18 protein-coding genes and 1 other annotated feature are annotated in these 26,076 nt (G+C 45.2%); of the genes, 1 reads left to right on the plus strand and 17 read right to left on the minus strand.

From position 1 onward, the window contains the following. Positions 1–93: 93 nt before the first annotated feature. The 12 genes from E5260_RS09915 to yfmF form a co-directional block, all read right to left on the minus strand. Positions 94–3,162, minus strand: a complete 3,069-nt coding sequence (locus E5260_RS09915; protein WP_003641511.1) for a YfhO family protein — start codon at positions 3,160–3,162, stop codon at positions 94–96. Positions 3,163–3,315: 153 nt separating this feature from the next. Then, positions 3,316–3,714 carry a hypothetical protein gene (locus E5260_RS09920; RefSeq protein ID WP_003641510.1) on the minus strand — a complete coding sequence of 133 codons (399 nt, stop codon included), beginning with the start codon at positions 3,712–3,714 and terminating at the stop codon, positions 3,316–3,318. Positions 3,715–4,761: 1,047 nt separating this feature from the next. After that, the gene (gene mutL / locus E5260_RS09925; protein ID WP_003644637.1) at positions 4,762–6,798 is read right to left on the minus strand and encodes a DNA mismatch repair endonuclease MutL; all 2,037 of its coding nucleotides are present in this window, start codon (positions 6,796–6,798) and stop codon (positions 4,762–4,764) included. A gap of 167 nt (positions 6,799–6,965) precedes the next feature. After that, on the minus strand, positions 6,966–9,656 hold the full coding sequence (gene mutS / locus E5260_RS09930; RefSeq protein ID WP_003641507.1) for a DNA mismatch repair protein MutS: 2,691 nt from the start codon (positions 9,654–9,656) through the stop codon (positions 6,966–6,968). Positions 9,657–9,683: 27 nt separating this feature from the next. Beyond that, a complete protein-coding gene (locus E5260_RS09935) occupies positions 9,684–10,490 on the minus strand; it encodes a TIGR00282 family metallophosphoesterase (RefSeq protein ID WP_003641506.1) in 807 nt (268 codons plus the stop codon). Positions 10,491–10,614: 124 nt separating this feature from the next. Then, the gene (gene rny / locus E5260_RS09940; RefSeq protein WP_003644638.1) at positions 10,615–12,174 is read right to left on the minus strand and encodes a ribonuclease Y; all 1,560 of its coding nucleotides are present in this window, start codon (positions 12,172–12,174) and stop codon (positions 10,615–10,617) included. 230 nt (positions 12,175–12,404) lie between these two features. After that, positions 12,405–13,547 (minus strand): recombinase RecA, encoded by a 1,143-nt coding sequence (gene recA / locus E5260_RS09945; protein WP_003641504.1) that lies wholly within the window; start codon positions 13,545–13,547, stop codon positions 12,405–12,407. 91 nt (positions 13,548–13,638) lie between these two features. After that, positions 13,639–14,901, minus strand: a complete 1,263-nt coding sequence (locus E5260_RS09950) for a competence/damage-inducible protein A (RefSeq protein ID WP_003641503.1) — start codon at positions 14,899–14,901, stop codon at positions 13,639–13,641. Between the two features lie 271 nt (positions 14,902–15,172). Then, on the minus strand, positions 15,173–15,757 hold the full coding sequence (gene pgsA, locus E5260_RS09955; RefSeq protein WP_003641502.1) for a CDP-diacylglycerol--glycerol-3-phosphate 3-phosphatidyltransferase: 585 nt from the start codon (positions 15,755–15,757) through the stop codon (positions 15,173–15,175). A 22-nt stretch (positions 15,758–15,779) separates the two neighbouring features. Then, entirely contained in the window at positions 15,780–16,652 is an 873-nt protein-coding gene (locus E5260_RS09960) for a helix-turn-helix domain-containing protein (protein WP_003641501.1), read from the minus strand. A gap of 103 nt (positions 16,653–16,755) precedes the next feature. After that, positions 16,756–18,057, minus strand: a complete 1,302-nt coding sequence (yfmH, locus tag E5260_RS09965) for an EF-P 5-aminopentanol modification-associated protein YfmH (protein WP_003641500.1) — start codon at positions 18,055–18,057, stop codon at positions 16,756–16,758. Next, entirely contained in the window at positions 18,054–19,319 is a 1,266-nt protein-coding gene (gene yfmF, locus E5260_RS09970) for an EF-P 5-aminopentanol modification-associated protein YfmF (RefSeq protein ID WP_003644641.1), read from the minus strand. The genes yfmH and yfmF overlap by 4 nt, the downstream gene beginning before the upstream one ends. A 209-nt stretch (positions 19,320–19,528) precedes the next feature. Between yfmF and E5260_RS09975 the strand changes: the two genes are divergently transcribed. Then, complete coding sequence (locus E5260_RS09975; RefSeq protein ID WP_003641497.1) at positions 19,529–20,881, plus strand: aspartate kinase; 1,353 nt, start codon at positions 19,529–19,531, stop codon at positions 20,879–20,881. Between the two features lie 1,083 nt (positions 20,882–21,964). Here E5260_RS09975 and E5260_RS09980 read toward each other — a convergent pair. From E5260_RS09980 to E5260_RS10000, 5 genes are all read right to left on the minus strand, one after another. Beyond that, positions 21,965–22,804: an amino acid ABC transporter substrate-binding protein gene (locus E5260_RS09980; protein ID WP_003641494.1), complete on the minus strand. Its 840-nt coding sequence runs from the start codon at positions 22,802–22,804 to the stop codon at positions 21,965–21,967. A gap of 11 nt (positions 22,805–22,815) precedes the next feature. Beyond that, positions 22,816–23,457 carry an amino acid ABC transporter ATP-binding protein gene (locus E5260_RS09985; protein WP_003641493.1) on the minus strand — a complete coding sequence of 214 codons (642 nt, stop codon included), beginning with the start codon at positions 23,455–23,457 and terminating at the stop codon, positions 22,816–22,818. Positions 23,458–23,469: 12 nt separating this feature from the next. Then, positions 23,470–24,111: an amino acid ABC transporter permease gene (locus E5260_RS09990; RefSeq protein WP_003641492.1), complete on the minus strand. Its 642-nt coding sequence runs from the start codon at positions 24,109–24,111 to the stop codon at positions 23,470–23,472. Positions 24,112–24,312: 201 nt separating this feature from the next. Then, positions 24,313–24,543: a binding site (T-box leader), on the minus strand. 47 nt (positions 24,544–24,590) lie between these two features. After that, positions 24,591–25,397: a septum site-determining protein MinD gene (gene minD / locus E5260_RS09995; protein WP_003641491.1), complete on the minus strand. Its 807-nt coding sequence runs from the start codon at positions 25,395–25,397 to the stop codon at positions 24,591–24,593. Further along, the gene (locus E5260_RS10000) at positions 25,397–26,065 is read right to left on the minus strand and encodes a septum site-determining protein MinC (RefSeq protein ID WP_003641490.1); all 669 of its coding nucleotides are present in this window, start codon (positions 26,063–26,065) and stop codon (positions 25,397–25,399) included. The genes minD and E5260_RS10000 overlap by 1 nt, the downstream gene beginning before the upstream one ends. Positions 26,066–26,076: the final 11 nt, after the last annotated feature.

Below are 26,076 nucleotides of genomic sequence, written 5' to 3' on the forward strand. Positions count from 1 at the left end.
ATACATTCGTTTGTGTTCCATCTAACGTTAAATAGGCTTCTTAGGAATCAAAGTTAATTCCTAAGAAGCCTATTTTAATACCGATTTACTCAATTAAGATTGTCTGACACGTTTGTGAAGCCCCCACCAGCAGGCAATCAGTATGCTAATCACACCACCAATAATACTCGACCATATGCCGATTTTTAGTCCTGGTGTGTGATACGTCAATCGAATCTGGTGCCGGCCGGCTGTCAACTTGGCCCCCACAAACCCTTTGTTGACAACTTGAGTCCTAACGGTTTGACCGTCAACTCGTAGCTGCCAACCAGTCGAATACGGAATTGACGTTGTTAACACGGTTGCTGTCTTAGTCAGCGTGGTTCCCGTAATCTGGTTGTTCGTCACTTGTTGATGCTTCAACCCACTCGTCTGTAGTTGCCGCGTCCGTTGACGATAAGTCTTCCCAAGCGGTACAGCGATCAGTTTAGCGGACTTAAAATGCAAACTACGAATGCTCGTAAAGTTCAGCGTAATCAGCTTACGCGCGTACTTGCTATACCCTAAGTTGATTACTGCTGATGTCCGGGGCTCATAGTCTGACATATTCGTGGTACCCAACTGACTAAAACTCGTCAAGTTATCCGTTGTCTGAGCAGTTAAAGAATACCCACTAGCGCTCAAATTGCCCTTCAGACCATCGCGAACATCATCTAGATAATCGACTTTGGTATACGGACGGGCCGTGAACACGTTGATATTTTGACTCGTTGTCAAGGCGTGCTTGATTGAGGAACGCCGATAACTGATGCCATCTAGCACAAGATAGAGTTCCGTATTTCGATACTTCTTAGGGTGTTGAATGGTCAATTGGTACGGTATCTGGTGCCCCTGCACATCACTGACCATGCTCGTTAACTCGTCGGCATTGTTTTCCTGATTTTTCTGGACTAACTTTTGATTAGCTGCAATCAAGTTCAACACGCGGTTTGACGGTGTCGTCAGGCCAGTTGCCGGCGTCAAACTTTCTCGTTGTTCCGGCGTTAATGTGATCGTATCTGCCGGTAACTTAGTCAACGCGTTGTTCGACGCTCCCGTTGCATGTTGATTGCGGTAAATAATCACCTTGTCCAACGTATCCAAAACATTCGTCGTATCCGCTTGAACCGTATAAGCGACGTTTTTTCCGGTAACGGTTGGCTTGACAGTCTTAACACCACTAACCTGCTGCGTAGTGACTGCACCTTGTAACAAGGCTTGCTCGCGGTCAACTGCGTTCAAGCGATTAAATTGGCGTTGACTAATCTGATGCTGCTGTGTATAAACTAACGGCAACGCATTCTTGGATTTTAACAAGATCGTGCCGGTATGATTACTCATGCCATAAATAAACTTGTCCGCAAAAATCTTCGGTTCGCCAGTTTTCATCTTAACAACCTCATATCCGGCTGGTAAGGCTTGTTTCTTCAACTGGTCCTCACGTGCAAATAAATATTTAACACCTAATAAGTTATACATCGTCGTCCGACCGTCCAACGAACCGAGTGGCGAGTTCATCGCATACTCTGAGTTGCCTAAGGCCTGACTAAATGCCCCCACGTAACCATTTTGAACTGAAAAATACGATCCAACCGTGTGAGTTCCTAACACCATCGGCACATCACTCTCAGCCGAACGCATCGTATAGTAGTTGGGTGCCAAAGCCGTTCGATAAAATTGGCTAGTCGTGGTTAAACTTTTTTGCGCGCCATCAAAATAATTTTTGACCCATTTCATTGCCGCGCCCTGCCGCAACTGCTCAGTACTATTAGAATTAGTATTGATACTCAACCAGCCCAGTCCGTTATTCGCCAGGTTCAGCGTGACAATTCCCAGTAATAACACATAAAATTGCCGATTGGTCAATTTTAAGGATTGTTTGGCCAGCAGGACCCCAATTAACGCTAACAAGATGAGATATGTCGCAATATCATGTTTGCGGATATTGAGATAGAATCCATTGATCAGCCAAATAATGACAAGCAGACCGCCACTAATACCAGCCAACCATTTTAAATCAGCCGCTGTCAGAGCAGTGACTTGGTCCATAAATGCCATCGTCGCATAAGCAAACACGAGGGTTGCCATCAACAACCATCGATTAGAAGGTGTTGAAAAAACGTTGAATACGGCCGCAAATTGAGGCAACAAAATACCCAACATCATCACGACCAGTACCCAATTAAGCACCCAATAGCGTCTGAAATGACGTAGTGTATAAATAATTGCAATAAAGCTAATGCTACTCAGCCCGAGGGTCACCCAGTATTGGACACTGCCACCATTGGTCAACAGTCGATTGGGTAAATTAACGTAATAATTGATGGGATAACTTGTCAAGCCATTCGCAAAGTTAAAACTCGCACGCGTTGCCGTCAACATCGCGAGCAGCGTGGGCACTAGTAAGATGCCTGCCATCGTGACACCAAGACCAACCGCCACTAGTAACCGCCAAAATAACTGTCCAAACGACCGCATCGTTAAATGATCACGACGACGTGACCAGAAACGCACCAAAGCATAGACTAAGCCGCCCAATGCGAGTAAGTAAGCAAAATAGAAGTTACTCAAAATTACAACGGCGGTAATCAGACTGAGTGGTAACCAATGTCGGCCTCGTAAGACCCGTTCAATCGCCCAACACAGTAGCGGAAACCAAATCATTGGTAACAAGAAAAACGGGTGGTGCATCCCAACATAGAACGTATACGCGGTAAACGTATACGTCAAAGCTCCAATCAATTGACTGACACGTTTGAACTTGAACTGCCGACTGAAACCTAGAAAAGTAAGTCCAACGAAGTACAATCGCAGCAAGATCAACGCTTGGTAGGCCCATTCCAAATGAGCGCGCGAAACAAACGCCACTAAATAATTAAACGGATCACCGACCACGTAGTAGGAAAAAGTCGTCAGTTGATCGGCCCCCAAGCCGAGATTCCATGACCAACTGAATAATTGTTGTGGGTGGTGCTGTAAGATCCGCTGAAATTCCAATAAAATCGGGAAGTGTTGGGCGATGCCATCCACTTCCCAAATCAATGTCCGGCCGGCTAAGAAAAGCCCACTGTAAGTAATCGTCGCAATAACCACAAACATCGCCGTATACCAGACGACTAGTGGTATCTTCCGTACTGTCTTCAAATCAGGTGCCCCTATCTTGTAATTACGTCGACAACGCAATCCCCATATTTTGCCATCTCAAACAATGTTTCTATTTTACCATGAACAATTTCGTCTCGTGATGTTCAGTTTGAATCTTAATAAATTCGTGATTCACAGCTGTCCCATCAACAACTAACGCCAATCCCAGTTATCTAAAGTTTCAATCTTAGTAGTCGCCGGATAACTCCCAAACAACTGTACTAAAGGTTGTAAGCCACTCACAGCATTATCACGTTGTAAGTTGATCGTAGCGATTGCCGCTTGATCATGACGGTTAGGATCGAGCTCAAAAGCAGCAACTTGCTCATATAAATTCAGCGTAATCAATTTGGCGTCCCGCGCACTTGGATGCGCATTTAATTCCCACAGCGTCTTGCGCCCGGCCACGAACGCGGGCGTGGCCTCTGGTAAATCTGCCAAAAAACAATATGCCGAATAAACCTGGCGATAATAAAGTTTGGTCATATCCAAAACAATCAACTCCCAATCATGTTGAGTGGTCCAAGCACCCGATACGCGCTCACCACTCATTTTAATCAATGATAGCTAACTATTTAAACCAATTCAATCTGAAATTTTACAACTCAAATTAGTGTCACAAACGCCACTTCCCCAATCTTAAAGTTGTTTTTTAGACCGCAATACTGGCGACAATAAAAGTGTCCCTAGGTTTTTTAACCCAGGGACTACTCAACATTGCTATTTTTATTCGATAACACATTCGGTTCGTGATTATTCAGTATCAGTCATGATTAAAACGTGCCATTTCTTAAGTTCAAAAGCAACCAGCTTAAGACCGCTGGAAAAAGTTCGGACTAGCGTAGACTTGCTTGGTGTGTGCGCCTTACACCGACTTCCAGGCATTTCTGCCAATTGCCGGAACGTGGTGGGCACAGATTTGAGCCGAAAAATCACGTCTCAAATACTGGCCTTTCACTAACCAAGCACAAGACGCTTGCTAAGTGAAATTTCACCACTGAGCATTGGCCGAAACGCCTTCCAGTCGGGACAGTATTCGAATGGCAGACGGTGAGGTACCCAACTTTTGATGAATTGGTCGTTGCTTTTCATAAACGGTAATTTTGTCAATCAACTGTCAGACTAAAAATAATATTGAGATGGCTCACTAATCCTGAATCGGTATAGTAGGATTTAATCTCTTGACAGAGTGCTTAATGCACCTAGCGCTTTGTTTAAACTTCCAGCATCAAAATAGTCAGCGACTAATTGTACCAAATTAGGTGGTCGTTCATCAGCCATTCGAGCAGTTTCCCGACCGGAGGGGCTGGGTGGACAATGCTCAGTAGCCAAATTATTCTTAGCTGGAAGTGGTCTGCTTCCGGCTTAGAATAAGACTCGTATTTGAGATGACGCGGGTTATGCGTTAGCTCAAATCGACGTCGGCTGCGTTCCAGCAATTGTCACCCAGCCCCGGAGGTCGGCATAGGACGCACACCGGCTGACGAACAACAATCTAAACTTGGCACGTTTTAATCATAATTCATGAAATATTTACTTGCACAATGCGGATCGATTACGAATCATACTAAAGTAACGAGTACGCCGCCAATAATCACTTTAATCACGTGCTTCATGACTATCCTGAATTCGTTTGAACATCCGTTCCATGTCTGAATTCGTGAAGTGTACCGTCACCGGACGGCCATGTGGGCAATTGAACGGATTCTCGCAGGTCGGTAACTTGGCTAATAACGCGCGGGCCTGCTGATCATCCAAATGGTGATTGGCCTTGATTGCCCGTTTACAGGACATCATGATAGCTGACTTTTCCCGAAATTGGGCGACCGTCAACTTATCATCCTGTAAGAGCCAATCAATCATTTCACGAATCGTATCTTCTTCTTGCCCAGCTTTGAACCAGGTCGGATGGGCATGAACAATGAAGCTGTTGCCGCCGAATGATTCCAGATGAATCCCTAATTCTGCTAGTAACGGCAATTTTTCCTTGATCTTTAAAACATCGCTCGTCGGGTAATCTAAAATAATCGGAACCAATAAATTTTGTTGATCCGCACTAACCTCACCTATCGCTTGGCGATAATATTCATAGTTGATTCGCTCCTGGGCCGCATGCTGATCCAAAATGTACATACCATCATCCGCCTCAGCTAACAGATAAGTCCCGTGCATCTGACCAAGATAGCGTAACTGTGGAAAACGTTCCGTATCCGGCGCTTCACTAGTCGGCGCGCTTGCAGCCGTGCTGGTTTCTAACGGTTCAGCAGTTTCACCAAAGGGTAAAGCGCCTGATTCTGACTGGTAACGCTGGTCAAATGCTTGAACTGGAGTAGCTGTCAGTTCGTCGCGATGGCTAATCATAATCGGCGGGTTGGCAGAACTTGCCGCTGATTCTGACGGAACAACCGCACTAACTGCTGCACGGTTTACCGCTGATGGCTGTGCTGAAGTAGTACTTACCATGGTCGTTGCCGAGCTGGGCTGCATGGTTGCCGCTGCCAGCGAGGCTGCAAACTGCTCAGTCGATGCCGGCGTTGTCTTATCCGCTACTTGATACTGTGACGAAACGGCGTTCAAATCCATCGCCAGCTGGTCTGTATTTAGATGTTCACGCCGATGGCTGCCAAGATTGGTCAATGCTGACGGAATCAAGTTCACATCCACTAACCGGTCCGTAATCGTGGTGCTGACCAGTTTGGCTAATTCTGGTTCCTTACTCAAACGGACTTCTTGTTTCGTGGGATGAACATTGACGTCCACCAATAAAGGATCCATTGTTAAAGCGATCACCGCGATTGGATAACGGCCGACCATCAACTTAGAACCGTAACCTTTGATGACGGCTTTGGTCAATTGCTGGTTCTTGATAGCACGACCATTAATCAGAACAGTAATATACTGGCGACTGGCCCGCGTCAGCTCAGGTAAAGCCACAAAGCCACTCAATTTAAAATCAGTGGTCGATCCTTGAATGGCAACCATCTTGCGCGCATTTTGGACACCGTAAATACCAGCAATGACTTGTTGTAAGTCACCGCGACCAGCCGTTTTTAATAGCTCTTTCGCATTATGAACTAACCGAAATGCCACCGCTGGATAGCTAAGTGCGATGCGGTTAACCACGTCTAAAATATTCGCTAATTCCGTTTGGGGGGACTTCAAATATTTTAGTCGCGCAGGTGTATTAAAAAACAAATCAGTGACGGTAATGTCCGTCCCTTGCCGCAACGGAGCGGGCGATTGTTGTAATAGTTTACCGCCGCGATAATGAATACTCGTCCCAGTGGCGCCGGTACTCGTATTCATCACCACGTCCGCTACTGACGCAATACTTGGCAACGCCTCACCGCGAAAACCTAAAGAATGGACGCGAAACAAATCTTCACGTGATGTGATCTTACTCGTCGCATGCCGTTTAAAAGCGGTCAGGACTTCAGCGTCATCAATACCGTCACCGTCATCGATAACCCGAATTGACTGAACACCCGACTCTTGCACCAAAATATCAACCTGCGTCGCGTGCGCATCAACAGCATTTTCAACCAGTTCTTTAACGACCGAGGCGGGCCGCTCCACAACTTCGCCGGCAGCAATCTGGTCGGCCAGCACAGAAGATAACTCATGAATTTTTCCCATTTCCATCGGTCCTTTCACATAAAATAATTAAGCTCGTGTCCTGCACGAACATTTTCGATTACCACAACTAGCAATAACTGACTAGTGTCGACCTACCTGTCCGTCAGACGCACCAATAGCTCATCATAACAGCTTATTGCGCTCATTTATGATGAGTTAAAATGCGCCTACTTACCTAATTTTTGTTGCCATTTATACAGCTGGTTCATTACATCCATCGGAGTCATCGCCATCAAGTTCAACGTCTTCAGCTGTTGTAAAACCTTTTCACCCTTCGCATCCGTCACCGCCGGCTCAGCAAATAACGACAGCTGTTCATCACCGGCTTCAGCGACCGGAGCTTCGGCAACCGGGGTCTCCGATTCTACTGGCTGTGACTCATCGGCGGCCTCAACCGGCATTGAAGCCGCTGTGTTAGGTGCCACGCTATTAGCAGCATCACTAGCAGCAATCGAAGCCGCTGTCGTCGATACCGTACTCGTTTGATTTTCCAAACTCGTTAAAATCTTATTGGCCCGTTCCAATAAACTCGTTGGCATCCCAGCCAACTTGGCAACGTGCACCCCGTAGGACTTATCGGCGGCCCCGGGCTCAACTTTATGCAAGAAGACGAGCTCGCCATCCTGTTCAGTCGCACCCACATGCACGTTTCGTAACCCGGATAATTCTTGATCTAACGCGGTCAACTCATGATAATGCGTCGAGAACAGTGTCTTGGCATGAATATGGTTATGCACAAACTCAATAATTGCTTGGGCAAGCGCCATGCCATCGTAAGTCGCCGTCCCCCGGCCAATCTCGTCAAACAACACTAGACTATTGGCTGTCGCATGTTGCAAGGCATTATTGGCTTCCTGCATCTCCACCATAAACGTACTTTGACCGGAAATTAAGTCATCCGTGGCACCGATACGTGTAAAAATTTGGTCAAAAATTGGAAGTTGCGCTGATTTAGCCGGTACAAAACAACCAATTTGCGCCATGATGACCGTCAATGCTAATTGACGCATGTACGTACTTTTACCGGACATGTTAGGACCAGTAATCAAAAGGACCGTCTCATCAGGTGACATTGTCACGTTATTTGGGACGTAACTCTGGTTACCCATCACTTTTTCAACGACCGGATGACGACCATCAACGATCTTCAAATCATGTGATTTAGTTAATTTCGGTCGAACAAAGTGGTAATCTTCACTAACGACGGCGAAACTTTGCAAGACATCAATTGCTGCGACCGCCTTCGCCAATGTTTGTAGCCGCTGAATTGCCTTTTTAACCGTTTCACGAACCTTTGTGAAGAGTTGATACTCAAGATCCGTAGAATGGCTCTCAGCTTCTAAAATCAGGCTTTCATGCGATTTCAGTTCAGGAGTACTAAAGCGTTCAGCATTCGTTAACGTTTGCTTACGTTCATAGCGGTCCTTCGGTAATTGGGCCAAGTTGGCCTTCGTGACTTCAATATAATAGCCGAAAACCCGGTTAAACCCTATCTTAAGATTCTTGATACCGGTTGTCGCCCGTTCCTGGGCTTCCAACTCAGCAATCCATTTTTTCCCATTATTCATAGCATCCCGATATTGATCGAGTTGCTCGTTATAACCATCCTTGATCACACCACCGTCCGTTACTGACAAAGGCGCGTCTTCAACGATTGCCGCGTCAATCAAATCCGCAACGTCTTCGACTGGATCCAGCTGATTAACTTCATCATTAAATACCTGCGTATCTAATTCCGATAAGATATACCGAATCTTTGGAATCTGACGCAAGGATGTCTTGAGTTGCACTAAGTCACGCCCATTCACGCTACCAAAAGCCACCCGGCCAGCTAAACGCTCCAAGTCATAAACTTTAGTCAACTCTTCTTGTAAGTTACTACGTTCAAAATAATGATCTAATAACGTCGCAACCTTATTTTGACGCGTTTCAATATCGGCCTTCACAATCAATGGCCGGTCGATCCACTGCTTTAATAGTCGTCCGCCCATCGCCGTCTTAGTTTCATCTAATAGCCACAGGAGAGTTCCTTGCTTTTTACCAGTTCGGATGGACTTCATTAATTCCAGATTATACTTGGAATTATGATCGAGTTTCAGGAAGTATGACGGCTCATAAGCGATCGCCTTTTGTAAGTGCGCGAGGCTCCGCTTTTGAGTCACCGTAATATACATCAATAACCGTTCCACGACCTGTTGTTCCAAATCGACCGTCAAGTCCTGAGTCAAGTAGCTCAATTCAGCCTGGGGGGTGACGTTATTCTGTTCTGAAATTAGAATTCCTAGCGTCTTAATTTGATCGCGCAAATCGCTAGCAACAGAGTCGTCGACCACAATTTCTTTAGTTTGCAAGCTGGTCAACTCGTTAATTAGGGTATCGTTAGTCGTTAAGACACTCGTTTTTAGTTCCCCAGTCGACAAGTCGGCGTACGCAAAACCATATTGTTGATCACGCTGAATCAGCGCAGTCAAGTAATTGTTCGTCTTAGCTTGTTCCGCGCCCCGTTCCAACGTCGTACCAGGTGTCACGAGCTGAATCACTTCGCGTTTGACCATGCCCTTGGCTAATTTGGGATCTTCCATCTGTTCACAAATAGCGACTTTGTAACCTTTATCTACTAAAATATCAATATAATTTTGCACGGCTCGATGGGGAACCCCACACATCGGTATAGGGTTTTCCGCCGAATGATTCCGCGTCGTTAAGGTCAACTCTAATAACTGAGCACCTTTAATCGCGTCATCAAAAAACATTTCATAAAAATCACCAAGTCGGTAAAATAAAAACGCATCGGGATATTGATTTTTAACTGCAAAATATTGACGCATCATCGGTGTATCTTTTGTTTTCTGTGGCACGCTTAATCCTACTTTCTATCGTAAATCTTAGTCATCAAAATATGGGTGGTCCGGATTAATCAAAATCCGGGCAATCTTTTTCGCCCGACCACTCTGACCATCAACGTCGATCACACAACCCGACAACACTGCCGGACTATCCTCTTGCACGTTGAAACGGGTCGGCATTTGTTCCAAGAAACGCTGAATAACATTCTCACGGGTCATTCCTAAAATACCATTATACGGACCCGTAAAACCAACGTCACTTAAAAAGGCCGTTCCATTGGGCAATACGCGTTCATCACTCGTCTGCACATGGGTATGGGTGCCGACTACCGCACTCACCTGACCATCCAAATACCACGCCATGGCTTCCTTTTCACTTGTCGTTTCAGCGTGAAAGTCGATGAAGATGTTAGGTGTCTCTTCCCGCAGTTGCTCGACCAATGGTTGGACAGTCGTAAAAGGATCCGCTAAATTTTGCCCCATAAAGACGTTTCCTTGAAGATTAATCACGGCCAACTTCACCGTATTGACCTTCACGATCGTATAACCAACCCCCGGAGTCGTCGCTGGCGGAAAGTTCAACGGTCGAATCAACTTCTTAGCACCATTAATAAAATCAAAGATTTCATTATTATCCCAGGTGTGGTTGCCCATCGTAATGACATCAGCCCCCGCAGTCAAGATGTCCTTATACACTTCCTGATTAATGCCGCGGCCGCGGGTGGCATTTTCCCCATTAACAATAGTAACTTGTGGCTTGTAGCGCCGTTTTAACTTAGGTAAGTACGTGGTGACCGCCGTTTGGCCGACATTGCCCATGACATCCCCAACAAATAGAATTCGCATAGATTGCTCCCTTGTTTTAACGTTATACCAATTATTTTAGCATTATTTAGCCTTGAAAACGTGATTGAATTCTGCTGGCAACTAAAAAAATGAGCTTAGGTCAAGACCTAAACTCATTTCCCGGTTATTTAGCGTAATCCACTGCTCGAACTTCCCGAATAACCGTAACCTTAATATGACCGGGATATTCAAGTTCATTTTCAATCTGCTTTTTGACATCGTGCGCCAAAACCGTTGCCTGTAAATCAGAAATCTCGTTTGGCTTAACGATGACTCGAATTTCACGACCAGCTTGAATCGCATAGCTCTTCTTGACGCCATCCTCATTATTAGCGATCGCTTCCAGCTTCTCGAGCCGATGAATATAATTCTCCAGCGACTCACTCCGAGCACCTGGCCGGGCGGCTGAAATTGAATCAGACGTCGCAACCAACACCGCGATAATCGACTTAGCTTCCACATCACCATGATGGGAGGCAATCGTGTTAATCACGACGGGGCTCTCTTTGTACTTCGTTGTTAATTCCACGCCAATTTCAACGTGGGAACCTTCGACCTCATGATCGACGGCCTTACCAATATCGTGTAATAATCCTGCGCGTTTCGCGAGTGTAACATCTTCACCAAGTTCAGCGGCTAAAACGCCCGCTAACTTCGCAACTTCAATTGAGTGATTCAAAACATTTTGACCATAACTGGTCCGATAATTCAGCCGACCAACAAGCTTGATCAAGTCAGGATGCATCCCGTGCAATCCTAAATCAAAGACAGCTTGTTCACCAGTTTCACGGATCTTTTCGTCCATTTCCTTACGCGCTTTTTCAACCATTTCTTCAATTCGAGCTGGATGAATCCGCCCATCTTGAATCAGCTTTTCAAGCGCGATCTTTGCGATTTCACGACGAATCGGATCGTAACCACTTAAAACGACGGCTTCCGGCGTGTCATCAATAATTAAATCAATTCCCGTCAGCGTTTCCAACGTTCGGATGTTACGACCTTCCCGACCAATAATCCGGCCTTTCATGTCGTCATTCGGCAAAGAAACGACCGAAACCGTGGTTTCAGAAACCATATCGGCAGCACTTTGCTGAATCGCTTGGACAATTAAGTTTTTGGCTTCTTTTTCAGACTGCGCTTTCACTTCGTCCGTATTTTCTTTAATTAACACGGCCCGTTCATGCGTTAATTGTTCGCGCGTTTGGGTCAAAATCTGATCGCGAGCTTGTTCTTGCGACAAGGCGGCGACCCGTTCTAACTCAGCTTGACGTTGCGTGATTAGTGAAGCTGCACTTTGTTGCTGTTGTTCAACGCGTTTTTGCTCATTGGCAATCTTATCTTCTTTTTTACCTAAAGCATCCTCGCGCTTTTCAAAAGTATTCTCTTTGTGATCTAAAGTTTCTTCACGTTGAAGCAACCGGTCTTCTTGCTTTTGAACTTCATTCCGACGTTGCTTTAACTCCGTTTCAACTTCAGCCCGGTAGCGATGACTCTCTTCCTTAGCTTCAAGGACTTTTTCTTTCTTATGAGTCTCCGCTGCCCGTTTGGCCTCAGAAATAATACCTTCGGCTGTGTTCCTGGCAACGTCCAATTCTTTTTCATGGACGTTCTTGCGTACATAGTAACCAATCCCATAACCGACAACAATTGCGATGACTGCGAGGATTATACCGAAAACATTCATGTTTCCACCTCCGCACCACCAAAATCCAGTTAACATAAAATCAACTACAAATTTTCAGATGTTATATTTTGATTATTTACACACTTGTTATTCTAATGTTAGAAACGAATAGTGTCAACTTAAAGTCTTATGGCAACCGCTCTCTGCAGGCTACTTTTGTCGTGCAAACAAGCTAAGTATGTACAAAAAACGCCCAAAATAAATATTTTGGGCGTTGCATAACAAACTGTCTATTTTTCGGTTGGTTGGTCGCCGAGATCGAGAGCAGTTTCCGCTGGTGTCGCTTTAGTGGACTTACTTTGACCCTTACTGCCATTCTTAGCAGTTCCCTTATCCTTAGCTTCTTTGGCCTGATCATCAGTTTCAGACGTTTCTTCACCAGTTGCATCCATACCATATGCATCACGAACCTTTTGGCGAATCTCCGTCATGACATCAGGATGCTCGTCCAAATACTTCTTGGCATTTTCACGGCCTTGACCAATGCGATCGTCACCATATGAATACCAAGAACCACTCTTCTTAACAATATCCTTTTCAGCAGCCATATCAACAATTTCACCAGTTTGTGAGATACCTTGACCATACATGATATCCACTTCGGCACGCTTAAATGGCGGTGCAACCTTGTTCTTAACGACTTTGATCCGGACACGGTTACCAATAATATTGGTTCCTTCCTTGATCTGTTCTGCCCGCCGTACTTCCAAACGAATCGTGGCGTAAAATTTCAAGGCCCGACCACCAGGAGTCGTTTCAGGATTACCAAACATCACACCAACTTTTTCACGAATTTGATTGATAAATAACGCGATTGTCTTGGTTTTGTTCAATGTCCCTGATAACTTCCGGAGCGCTTGTGACATCAGCCGCGCTTGTAACCCAACGTGTGCGTCACCCATTTCACCTTCAATTTCGGCACGTGGCACTAAGGCCGCCACCGAGTCAACAACTAAAATATCGACCGCACCACTGGAAACTAAGGCATCTGCAATTTCAAGCCCTTGTTCACCAGTATCTGGTTGCGAAAGTAACAGGTCATCAATGTTGACCCCTAGGTGTTCCGCATAAACGGGGTCTAGTGCGTTTTCAGCATCGATATAGGCCGCCGTACCACCCTGCTTTTGAACTTCAGCAACCGCATGTAGTGCCACGGTCGTTTTACCTGAACTTTCAGGACCGTAGATTTCCACGATCCGACCACGTGGGTAGCCGCCGACACCCAACGCGTCATCTAAGGCCAACGATCCACTTGAAATCGTTGAAATAGTCGTCTGGGCAGCGTCACCCATCCGCATAATCGCCCCTTTACCGAAATTCTTTTCGATCTTTTTCAGGGCGGTATCTAGTGCTGCTTTCCGTGCATCAGCCAAATTATTTCCTCCTTTGGTGCTCGTTTCTAACTCTTAATATCATAGCTGTTCAAAGTTAGAATTGCAAGCAAAAAGCGAACAAAAGTTCGTATTATTTTTTTAAGTCCGTATCTTCATTCAATGCATGTCTCAATAGGTCTAACCCGGCCATCACACTGCGTTCCCGAATTTGTTGTCGATTACCAGCAAAATGGTACTGCTTGGCCTTCACGGGTCGATCACGGTAAGCAAGACCAATCCATACCGTTCCAGCCGGTTGACCTTCCAAGGTTCCTGGACCGGCAACGCCTGTAAAACTGATACCAACATCAGTATTTAGCTGCTGCTTAGCACCACTCGCCATGGCCTTAGCGGTCGCTTCTGAAACCACGCCCTCAGCGTCAATAATTGCTTGTGGAACGTTCACTAGCTGATGTTTGGCCTCATTCGCATACGTTACAAAGCCGCCCGGAAAGATTGCGGAGACCCCGGACACACTGCCGATGGTACTCTGAAACAGCCCAGCTGTTAAGCTTTCAGCGGCTGTAATACTCAGCTTAGCCGCAATCATTTGATTAATAACAGTAGTAACTAACGAGTTATCGTCTCCATAACCGTAAAAGTACGGCCCAATGGTAGCCTTGATCTGGTGGTCAACTTTGTCGATCATTCCCCTTGCAGCCGTTTCCGTCATAGCTTGGGCACTCAATCTGAGGGTAACCTCGTTAGTCTTGGCATAGGGTGCGATCGTAACCGCCTGCTGTTCATCAATCAAGGGGTGCAACCGGGTCGCCAATTCAGACTCACTGATGCCATAAAAACGCATCACTCGCGAATAGATTTGGGCTTGTTCCCCATATGCAGCTGCCAATTTCGGTTTTGCCTCAGAATCAAACATTACGGCTAACTCACGGGGTGGACCTGGCAATAACAAGAAATCAGCACTATTTTCTGACTGATAAAACGCACCAACAGCCATTCCGTTATGATTAGTCAACGGTTGCGCGCCTGCCGGATACAATGCCTGTAATCGGTTGTTGGCCGTCATTACTTTGTCATTAGTGGCAAACCAGGCCGTAATTTTTTGCATTGCTGCCTGATCTTCAACCAAGGCAACATTCAAATAATGCGCGAGCGTCTGCTTCGTCAAGTCATCCTTGGTCGGCCCCAAACCACCCGTTAAAATAACTAAGTCATTCCGCTGGGCCGCAATTTCAATGACGGTCGACAAACGTTGCCGATTATCACCAACCACCGTTTGATAATAGCTATCAATTCCTAATTCGGCCAATCCACGTGCGATGTACGTACTATTCGTGTTCGTAATCTGACCCAGTAAAATCTCGGTACCAACCGCGATTATTTCTGCTTGCATGCCATATATGCCTCCCCGTAATCCTATCGATTACACTCAGTGTGGGCGCGATGATTAGCGTCCTACATTAAGTATATACGAAAATGACGATCGACCCCATTAAAAAGATTAGCATTTTCAAATACCTTCATTTGACATAACCTGCCAACGCGACTCATCGTTAAAATTATCGACTGACAGGAGTCATGATTAATTAATAAGGGCAACACGTTAATGGTATACAAAAACGTCTCACCGAATGCAAGACTCGGTGAGACGCTCATGATTAATTTTATTTGAAGCCATCTGCAAACACGTCACGATTCTGAACAAAATAATCAATGCCAGAATAAATAACGAAGAATAAGCAGATATATAACATAATTGCCGCAAATGGAATGTGGATTGCCGCAAATAAGACATTGTTCAGCAGCAGGAAGATGATGGCAATCATTTGTGTCGTTGTCTTAATCTTCCCGGGCATAGCAGCAGCCATCACTTTACCATTATTTTCAACAATCAATAATCGTAACCCCGTTACCGCGAGTTCACGACACATGATAATGGCAACGACCCAATCAGGGGCCGCATTTAACCGAACTAAGATGATGAACGCGGTCATTACTAACATCTTATCTGCCAGTGGATCCGCAAACTTCCCAAAATTCGTAACCAAGTGTTGACCCCGGGCAATCTTGCCGTCCGCTAAGTCAGTTAATGACGCAACCGCAAAAATGACAGTTGCAACCACTTGGGTGACTGGAATTGTTGTTCCAGCCCACACAACCTGTCCCCAACTAAGGGGTAACACCATAATAAGAATGAAAACTGGAATCAGAATAATCCGAAACACCGTTAATTTATTAGGTAAATTCAAAGTACCCGCCTCCTCCGCAACGTTATTTGATGGTCAAGGTAATCGTCCGAACTTGTGACGTACTGTTCTTCGGATTAAAATTGAACGCCTTACCATTGATTGTTACGGTCGTGGCAGTTGCGTTCCCAAACTGGAACTTAACCGTCGTAGCATTACTTGGTAACGTTAATGTATGTGAGCCATCCGCCTTTAGCGTTCCTTGCCAAGTCTGAGTACCGTTAGTCGTAACGGAAGTCCAAGCAGCCTTAGTAGACTTGATGACCACTTTGTTCTTATCCGCACCATTCGTCAAAGTATAAGCCGTATCGCTACTGCCGTTAGCCTTGATTGTTTGTTCCTTGGCAGAAGACGCTTTAGAACTAGACTTTGCTGATGAACTAGCTTTCGACGAACTCGATTGCTTCTTAGAACTCGAAACTTGTACAGAAGAACTGTCCGCACTCGTGCTAGAGCTTGAACCAGCGTGCGTGCGAACCGCCATAAACCAAATAAATAACAAAATCAAAACCACAATGGCAGTGACGATGATCGTTGGTAAATAATTACGCACGCGGCTCGCTGGTGAAGCAGGTTGTTCGCGACTAGCAACCCGGGTAGGTTGAACTTCATCAACATTTTCAACGATGGTTTCAGTATGAACACTCGGTAATTGGTCTCGATATTCTTCTAACAACGCGTTACCATCTAAATCGACAGTTTCCGCATATTGCTTAACAAACGCCCGAACGTAAAAATCACCGGGAAGTTTATCGAACTGTTCATCTTCGATTGCAATCAAATAGCGTTTCTGAATCTTGGTGATTTGTTGCAAATCATCAATTGTGAGGCCTTTCGCTGTCCGGGCAGCCTTTAAGCGCGCCCCAATCGTTGTTGTTTCTTCGTTATTTTCACTCATTGACTTTTTCTCCACCCTAAGTCTATTTTCAAAATCTTACGGTTAATAGTATATCACAGCAACTAAATTTAGCAGCCCCATGACCATTAAATTTCAGATTTCCTTAACTCTTTGCTTGTGGTCGAATCTGGTATTCACTGATTGCCTGAGAAGTCAATAATTGTTCAGCAACCGTCTGCAAGTCTGCAAGGGTCAACTGATCAATTATACCCGGTTCATCAAAGATTGTCGCCGTCCCGAATAGCCGTTGATCATACCGGTTCGCGATTGCCTCCAAGGAGTTCGCCATGAAGACGACCCGCCCAATCATTTCCTTCTTGACTAATGCGAGTGCTGCTTCCTGACCAACTACAGCCGTCCGCCAGTTTTCTAGCACATCAATGATGGCTGCATCAAACTGGGCTGGATCATCCGTTTCACCACTAAAAGTGACAAAATTAAATCCAGACTGTAATTCGAAATCATAACCAAACGTATCATCGATGATACCCTGATCATATAATCGCAAATAATCTGCTGACGTATCGCCAAACAATAATTCTAATAAAACGTTAACCGCTGCACGGTACTTCAAAGCAGCAGCCCCCGCTTCAATCGGCAGCAAGCCTTTGACACCAACGATTGATTTGGCCCGATTGACTGGCATATCAATCGTCCGATAAGGAATAATGTCATGTCCATCCGTTGCGGTTTCAGGAATCTTACGTTCAATCGGTTGAAAGGCAGCAAATTTTTTAGTTGCTTGATTAGTCGTAATCCACCCTAACACTTCGTCTGGATCAAAATTACCAACCACAAATAACGTCATGTTCTCAGGATGATAGAACGTCCGATAAGCGGCGTACAAGTCATCAGCCGTTATCTTAGCAATCGACTCAGTCGTCCCCACAATATCATATTGTAGTGGGTGGTTCGGATATAGATTACCAATCATTCCGAAATACAGGCGCCAACTTGGATCATCATCGTACATCTCAATCTCTTGCCCAATAATGCCCTTCTCCTTGTCAACTGTCGCTGGCGTAAAATACGGATCTTGAACAAAATCTAAGAGGGTCATGAGGTTGTCCTGCAGGTGCCGGGTAGCTGAGAACAAATAGCTCGTCTTCGTGAAGCTAGTGAAGGCGTTCGCGCTCGCCCCGTACTGACCAAAAATTTGAAACGCATCATGGTCAGCCTTCTCAAACATTTTATGTTCCAGAAAGTGGGCAATTCCATCTGGGAAGCGTTGCATTTCAGTACTTCCGGCTGGAACAAAGGTATTGTCGATCGAGCCATAGTTCGTTGTAAACGTTGCGTACGTTTTGTGATAACCGGCCTTAGGTAACAACGTCACCGTCAGCCCATTATCCAACTGAGCTTGATAACAACTTTCATTAAATTGATCATATTTTTTTACTTTCATGCGGTTACCCCACTCAAGAAGAACCCATTATTAAGGGTCACCATCTTCGCGACTGCAATGATCTGTTCACGCGTCACACTTTGAATCTGCCGTAGCCATTCAGTATCCGTAACGCGTTGTTGCGTTAAATCATCGATCAAGGCTTGCACAGCGAATGTCCGTTGACTATCCAAACTGGACTCAAAATCGTTGATCAAGCCCAGCTTCAGCTGTTCAACTAAATCATCCGTAAAATCACCGGCTTGAATCGCCGTTAATTGGGCCGCAATAATTGCTAACACTTGGTCATGATTTTTGCCATCAATCCCAGCTTGCACCTTAAGCACCCCACGGAAAGTATCCAATGAGCTGCTGGCATAGTAAGCCAGACTCGCCTTTTCACGTACATTCATAAACAATTTAGACAGCGGTGACCCACCAAATAGTTCGTTGAAAACCAAGGCCGCGTAATAATGATTGCCACGATAAAAGACTGGCAAATCATAACCTAAATTTAGCTTTGCTTGGCTGAGTGCCTGTTGTTCACTCACTTCGACGTACTGGTTTGTATTATGATGTTGATAAAATGGCCGTGGGCGCCCCGCCAGTCGATCCTCAAAACCAGCTTGTTGCCACTGAGCTAAAACGGCCGCCTCATCAACGTCACCCGTCACGATAATATCGATTTGATCATTTTGGATCATCATTTGATAATAGTCGTACAAACCTTCCGCAGTGAGGGCTGCCAAATCACTCGCCGTACCGTAACTTGGCACTTGTTGCGCAGGTTCGTCCGCAAACAACGCCGTATTTAACTGCTGTGCAGCATAATATTGCTTATCATCAGCGACCGACATAATCGCCGCTTCCAAATTCTTTTTTTGGCGGTCAAACGTCGCTTGATCAAACTGACCGTCCGCCACTAGCGGCTGTAAAACGACTTGTTGTAAAAACTGGATGGCCTGATTTGTCAGTGGCTGATCCGTTGCCAAATACCGTTCATTCGCAACGGTGATGGCTAATTGCAAGTTATGCGTTGGTCCCTTACGACTAACACCCGCACCAAACGCAGCACCATACATGGCAGCCAATGCGTTGGCTAACGCTCGCTGATCTGGATAATCACGAGAACTTGTTTCTAATAAATTCGATAGTAGCGACCGCTGAGTAATTGTTTCACGTGCAAGCGGTGCCCGAAAATTGATAATAATCTGGTTGGTTTTAAATTGATGACTCTGAACCGTCGTCAATTGGACCCCTTTTGCTAACTGAGTTTGCAACATGTTTCCTCCTTGCATATGTAATAAATAATAAGCGAAAGGCCGGATTGACGCAACTTTCCGTCCTATTGTTTTTTTTATTTTCAGATTATGGTCGCCAAAATGATTATTTTCACGATTAAATTAAATTCTCGTGAGTGGCAATTAACATTGCCAAGTCGCGATTTGTCTGCTATTCTTTTCATTATTGATAAAATTAAGGAGCGGTTAATGTGAAAGTAATTAAATTTGGTGGCAGTTCCCTTGCTAGTAGTCAGCAACTGCAAAAAGTCCTCGCGATCGTTGAGGCTGATCAAAAACGTAAATATGTGATTGTATCGGCACCTGGTAAACGGTTCGATGGCGACACCAAAGTCACTGATTTACTTATTCAATATGCCCGTCAAACGATCCATCATCAAGATACGCAAGCCGTTACCGCAGCTATCATTGACCGTTATGCAGAAATCGGTCACGGGTTTAACGTTCCCGAAGCACAATTGACTCCGATTTTTGAAACGATTCGCAACTTACCAAAACAATCATACGCCGACAACACCTACTTGATGGCAGCTTTCAAAGCGCACGGCGAACGTCTCAATGCGCAACTGGTCGCCGCTGTTTTTCAACAAAGCGGCCTCAACGCTCGCTACCTTGACCCTAAAGATGCGGGAATGGTCGTTACGGACGTTCCTGATGACGCTCAGATTATCAAGAGTAGTTATGACCAGCTCGCTAAGTGGGCCAACAGCGAACAAATCCTAGTTATCCCCGGATTTTTCGCCTACAATCGTAACGGCCAAATTTGTACCTTTTCACGCGGTGGCTCCGACATTACTGGCGCGATCATCGCTCGGGGTGTCCATGCTGAACGTTATGAAAACTTTACCGATGTCGATGCAATTTACGCGGTCAATCCTAGTTTGGTCGCAAAACCAGCGGCCATTAGTGAAATGACGTTTACTGAGATGCGCGAACTTTCTTACGCTGGCTTTTCTGTCTTTCACGACGAAGCGTTGATTCCAGCAATCGAAGGCAACATTACCGTCAACGTCAAGAATACGAACCATCCCGAGGCTCCGGGAACTTTGATTCAGTCAACTCGCGAACCCAATCCCCACTACCCGGTGACTGGGATTGCCAGTTCTTCTAGTTTTTGTTCACTATACTTACGTAAGTATCTGCTCAACAAAGAAGTTGGGCTGGGCCGTAAAATTCTAACGATTTTAGAAAATCATCATATTAGTTATGAACACATGCCATCTGGGATCGATGATTTGACCATCATCTTTGATGAACATCAGTTGACGCCCGAATTAGAGAAAACGTTAGTTGCAGAAATCTCAACGGCCATCAATCCCGATGAAATTTACTTTACGCACGACTACTCAATCTTAATGCTCGTTGGCGAAAACATGCGCAACCGCGTCGGCATCATGTCACGTGCCGCCACCGCATTAGCCAACGACAATATTAAATTAATCATGGTCAATCAAGGCGCATCCGAAATTTCTATTATGTTCGGTGTACACGACAATGATGCCGATCAAGCCGTTATTGCGTTATATAAAGAATTTTTCGATTAACCCATACGTCCGACTAGTCAACTAGTCGGGCATTTTTTATGGCCGTGTTTTTCATCAATTGTTGTTGAAAGGTGCCGGCAATTGACCCCGGATACTCGTTCGTCAGCATGTACGTGTCCTATTCCGACCTCCGGGGCTGGGTGACAATTGCTGGAACGCGGCCGACGTCGATTTGAGCTAATGCCCAACCCTCATCATCTCAAATACGAGTCTTATTCTAAGCCGAAAGCAACCCACTTTCAGCTAAGAATAATTTGGCTACTGAGCATTGTCACCCAACCCCTCCAGTCTAAAGTGTGCGAGGGATCACGGGTTGAATTTAAGCATTGCCTAGTCAACGGATTAATGCGGTTTGGGCATCAGTCCGTTGGCGTAGCAAGCACAGGATTCAGCGTCACCGCGCGCGTTTCGTTAAGCCGCTCGAATGGCTGATTAACGGCCACTTAACTTGGTGTAATTGGTCTTTTAATACCGGAGCTTCAAATAAAGCGTCAGGTGTAAATCTCTATGTTTATCGAGAAGTTCAATTATTGCTACATTGGTTCAGAAATAGTGAACCATAACAATATCATTTTCTGTCTGACCGTTGCTTGACAAAGTTATCGTTTATAAAAAGTAATGACAAGTCCATCACAAGTTAGGTACATCTTCGTCCGCCATTCGAATACTGTCCCGACTGGAAGGCATTTCGGCCAATGCTCAGCGGTGAAATTCCACTTAGCAAGCGTTCTTTGCTTGGTTAGTGGAAGACCAGTATTTAAGACGTGGTCTTCGGCTTAAATCTGTGTCCACCGCGTTCCAGCAATTGGCAGAAATGCCTGGAAGTCGGCTTAGGACGACGCTAGCCAAGCAAGTTTATGCAAAACTCGAACTTTTTCCAGCGGGCCTTAGCTGGTTGTTTTTGGCCTTATAGCGGCACCTTTCAACAATTTTTCGTGTATAAGTTTAAGCCTTCAATCCCAGTTTGTCTGCGTGCCAATATAAATAGGCTTTCCAAGACATCGTCCGTCTTGGAAAGCCTATTTATGATTAGTTGCTCACCGATAACTGGGGTCACTGAATGACAAGTCCTGCCACGTCACGTTAGTTTTCAACTTTTTGATTACCAAACCATTTCTTGTTGATCTTATCTAACGTTCCGTTAGCCTTCAACGTCTTTAGGCCGGCATTAATTTTGCGTTTCATCGTTTTGTCACCCTTACGCATCCCAACTGCGAAGTCTTCCGACTTAAAGGTGCCTTGCGTTTCTTGGTAATCCGCAGAGTTCGCTTCGTGCTTAATATAATAGCTCGCGTAGACGCTATCAATCAAGAGCCCTTTAATTCGTCCAGCATTCAAGTCGAGGAAGGCATTCGTGAAGGTATCGTATTGAACTGGCGTTTTCTTAGCAATCTTATCCTTCAGCAGTTTCGGATTGTTTTCCAATGACTCATAGCCCGAAGAACCTGACTGAACACCCAACGTCTTACCAGTCATATCGTCAAATGAGTTAATATGATTTTTCTTTAAAGAAACGAGGACTTGCTTGTTCTTCAAATAAGTATTACTGAAAGCCACCACTTTTTCACGTTGGGGATTTTTCGTGTAGCCGTTCCAAATCAAATCAATTGTGCCATTGCGCAATTCGGTCGCATTCATGGACCAGTCAATCGTTTGAAAGCTGATCTTAATACCGTACAACTTAAAGACGGCCCGGGCGAGGTCGATATCATAACCAACTAGTTTCCCAGACTTTTCGCGAAAGCCCATCGGGACAAAACTGTCGTCCAAACCAACGACAACGTAACCGCGTTTCTTGATTTTAGACCAAGTATCTTGGGTGTCAGCGCGTTTAGTCACATTTTGACCACAGCCACTTAACGTCGTTGCCATACCCAGGAGCATCACAACGATCAAACTGAGTGCAAATAATCTTTTCTTCATTCTGACGCCCCCTATTGCTTCTTGGTTGGTTCAACGTGGAACATTTCATCCGCGATATTTTCAGCAAAGGTTAAATCATGGGTCACCACAATTTGAGTCATGCCATCAGCCTTTAAGCCTAAAATCAACTTTTCAACTTCCTGTCGTAAGTTCGGGTCAAGTGCTGAAGTTGGTTCATCATAGCATAAGACATTCGGTTTCATGGCTAATGCCCGGGCAATCGCCACTCGTTGCTTTTGACCACCTGATAATTCGAAAGGATACTGGTCAGCGTGATCACCGAGATTCAAACGATCTAATAAAGTCTGCGCCTGCTGTTCTGCTTCTGCGCTAGACTGCTTTAAGACCGTGGTCGGTGCTAAAGTAATATTCTGCATGACTGTTAAATTGGGAAACAATTCAAAATTTTGGAATACAACACCAATCACACTATCGTTACTCCGATTAGTATAGGGGTCAAATGGTTGGCCGTCGACTAAGAACTCACCGGCATTCACCTTTTCAAGCCCCGTAATACAGCGTAATAACGTTGTCTTACCAGCACCTGAAGGGCCCACAATACTTAGAATCTCGCCATCCTTAACGGTTAAATTCAAATTCTTAATAATTGTCCGTGAACCAAAGCTTTTTGTAATATTTTTTAGTTCTAACATATGATGGCCTCCCTATTTCCAGTAACTGTAGTGTTTTTCGATTCGTCCAAGCACAAAAGTCGTTACGGCTGTCAGTGCTAAGTAAATGATTCCGACTAATACTAAGGGTACCAAAGTAACATCGCGCGCTGTCGCAACGTTACCGGCACGTAACAAGTCGCCGAGACCAATGACATAAACTAACGATGAATCCTTGACCAAGTTGATGACTTCATTGCCAACTGACGGTAAAACAATTTTGATCACTTGGGGAATAACGATTTTACGAATCGTCTGCCAGTAGCTCAGCCGCAAGACCCGTGCACTTTCATATTGACCATTGTCAATCGACTGTAACCCACCACGGAAGATTTCCGCGAAGTAGGCCGCGTAGTTCAGAATAAATGCGAATAACGCGGCGTAGTACCGTGGAAAAACAATCCCAATCAACGGTAAGCCGTAAAAGACAAAGATTAATTGCAGTAACAACGGGGTACCACGCATTAACCAAACGTAGAAATGCAATAACCATTGCAGCGGCTTGAAGTTAGACATTAATCCCAGACCAACAACTAACCCCAATGGTAGCGACCCAATCAGGGTCCAAATGAAAATTTTCAGTGTCATAACGGCACCGGATAATAATGATGGCAAAATTTCTAAAATATACTGCATGTACTTTCCCTCCCAAATTTACAGGTCACATTGTCCTGCGTCCACTAATCGGTCACGACTCAAGTACACAAAAAAGTCCCCTTGAGTCGAATACTCAAGAGGACGGTTATCCGTGGTGCCACCTCACTTCGTAATAACTTCACAGTTATTACCTCAGGGAGTTTTGTGATAATAAAAAAATCGTCCTTAGGCCAGCATGCCTAAGAGGACGATTTAATCGCGGTTCCACCTCATATTCACTAGTTGCTCACACAACTAATCTCAACGAGTTTATCACTAAACTCCGCCGCTAACGAGGCCAACCGAAACAGCTTACTAACTTCAGCTGTCCAACTCACAGATGTGGTTCGTTGTAATCCTTGGTCATCTTCCCATCATCGATAACTCGCTCGGCAAGGTCCTTACAACTACTCTTCTGTTCCCTGTTTTTTAATGTTGAGTTCATACTAATCGAAAATTAATCAACCGTCAAGCCTTTTTTACTTGCCACGATGAAAAATTCCGGCGATTCGTGACCAAACACCCGGTTTAGGTGTATCCAAATTCATTAATGGCACCGTTTCACCTTCGATTCGGCGGGCAATGTTGCGGTAGCCTTGTGAGGCTGGATTCTTAGGATCAAGAACGATCGGTTCACCGTTATTTGAAGTCCGAATGACGGCATCGTCATCGAAAACGATTCCTAGCAAGTCGATCGATAAGTGATGCGTAATTTCATCAATATCCATCGTCTCACCATCTTGCATCATGCGCGTCCGGATTCGATTAATCACTAACTTAGGTGCTTCGGCTAACGGATATTGTTCCAATAAGCCAACGACCCGATCCGCATCACGAATTGCTGAAATCTCGGGTGTCGAGACGATAATAGCCGCATCCGCACCAGCAATCGCATTCATGAAACCTTGTTCAATTCCGGCGGGACAGTCGAGCAAAACGTAATCAAAATCTGGTTTCAACTCGTCTACGATTGCCCGAACTTGGTCAGGATTCAATGCATCCTTGTCCGCATTTTGTGCAGCTGGCAATAAAAACAATAAGTCATCAAACCGCTTGTCTTTGACCAACGCCTGCCGTATTTGAGCACGACCGGCAACTACATCCACAATATCATAAAGGATCCGGTTATCGAGACCCAAAATAACGTCTAAATTCCGCAATCCAATATCTAAATCAACTAAGCAAACTTTCTTGCCCATCAAAGCAAGGGCCGTCCCTAAATTGGCCGTAGTGGTCGTTTTGCCGACCCCACCCTTACCAGAGGTGATGACAATTGCTTTTCCCATCAAACACGTCCTCCATTTCGAGTAAATAGCTTCGGTCGTACCCGTTTTAATTGCTGGAGCGGCTGGTAGTCCAACGCTTGAATGTCATTAATATAGACGACGTTCGTCCCATCAACAACTTTTTCAAGGTCCACTAATTCTAACAATTCACCGACTCGAACCCGCGGGACGGTCGCTAAGGGGCTAACGATCACCGCATCATTGTGATCGGGATAACCGGCCTCAAGCGCACCGTTTACCTCACCCATCACAAAGATACTACCCGTCGCCCGGAGCACCCCACCTTCATGGATCTTACCGAAGAACAACACGTCCCCCGTAATCTCAACGACCTGACCGTTGCGAATAATCTGATTAACCAGATGCACCGTATCACGTTCAATCATCGCTAAAGCATCCGCCGTCAAAATAACATCTGCCGTTAGCTTATGAATACTGAATAACGGATATCGTTGAATCAACTGTGTCACTTTTTGATTTTGTTCCGCAGTCAGTAGTCGACTAGCCGTATCCAGGTCAAACGAGATTTGTTTATCAGTCGTATTATCAGCCTGCAACCGATCCAACAAGACCTTCAAGTCGATCATAATATCATCGAAACTTGCTTCTTGCCGTAAAATCAGTTCATAGCCGTCATTACTGGCCTTTAAAACTACACTCTGTTGCATGTTAGAATTCC

The sequence above is a fragment of the Lactiplantibacillus plantarum genome (assembly GCF_014131735.1).
GTDB classification, from domain to species: Bacteria; Bacillota; Bacilli; order Lactobacillales; family Lactobacillaceae; genus Lactiplantibacillus; species Lactiplantibacillus plantarum.

Excerpts from the sequence above, each read along its gene's own strand:
- E5260_RS09920 (WP_003641510.1), bottom strand. The coding sequence starts at position 3,714 with ATGAGTGGTGAGCGCGTATCGGGTGCTTGGACCACTCAACATGATTGG.
- mutL (WP_003644637.1), bottom strand. The coding sequence starts at position 6,798 with ATGGGAAAAATTCATGAGTTATCTTCTGTGCTGGCCGACCAGATTGCT.
- E5260_RS09935 (WP_003641506.1), bottom strand. The coding sequence starts at position 10,490 with ATGCGAATTCTATTTGTTGGGGATGTCATGGGCAATGTCGGCCAAACG.
- rny (WP_003644638.1), bottom strand. The coding sequence starts at position 12,174 with ATGAATGTTTTCGGTATAATCCTCGCAGTCATCGCAATTGTTGTCGGT.
- E5260_RS09950 (WP_003641503.1), bottom strand. The coding sequence starts at position 14,901 with ATGCAAGCAGAAATAATCGCGGTTGGTACCGAGATTTTACTGGGTCAG.
- E5260_RS09960 (WP_003641501.1), bottom strand. The coding sequence starts at position 16,652 with ATGAGTGAAAATAACGAAGAAACAACAACGATTGGGGCGCGCTTAAAG.
- yfmH (WP_003641500.1), bottom strand. The coding sequence starts at position 18,057 with ATGAAAGTAAAAAAATATGATCAATTTAATGAAAGTTGTTATCAAGCT.
- yfmF (WP_003644641.1), bottom strand. The coding sequence starts at position 19,319 with ATGTTGCAAACTCAGTTAGCAAAAGGGGTCCAATTGACGACGGTTCAG.
- E5260_RS09980 (WP_003641494.1), bottom strand. The coding sequence starts at position 22,804 with ATGAAGAAAAGATTATTTGCACTCAGTTTGATCGTTGTGATGCTCCTG.
- E5260_RS09985 (WP_003641493.1), bottom strand. The coding sequence starts at position 23,457 with ATGTTAGAACTAAAAAATATTACAAAAAGCTTTGGTTCACGGACAATT.
- E5260_RS09990 (WP_003641492.1), bottom strand. The coding sequence starts at position 24,111 with ATGCAGTATATTTTAGAAATTTTGCCATCATTATTATCCGGTGCCGTT.
- minD (WP_003641491.1), bottom strand. The coding sequence starts at position 25,397 with ATGGGAAAAGCAATTGTCATCACCTCTGGTAAGGGTGGGGTCGGCAAA.
- E5260_RS10000 (WP_003641490.1), bottom strand. The coding sequence starts at position 26,065 with ATGCAACAGAGTGTAGTTTTAAAGGCCAGTAATGACGGCTATGAACTG.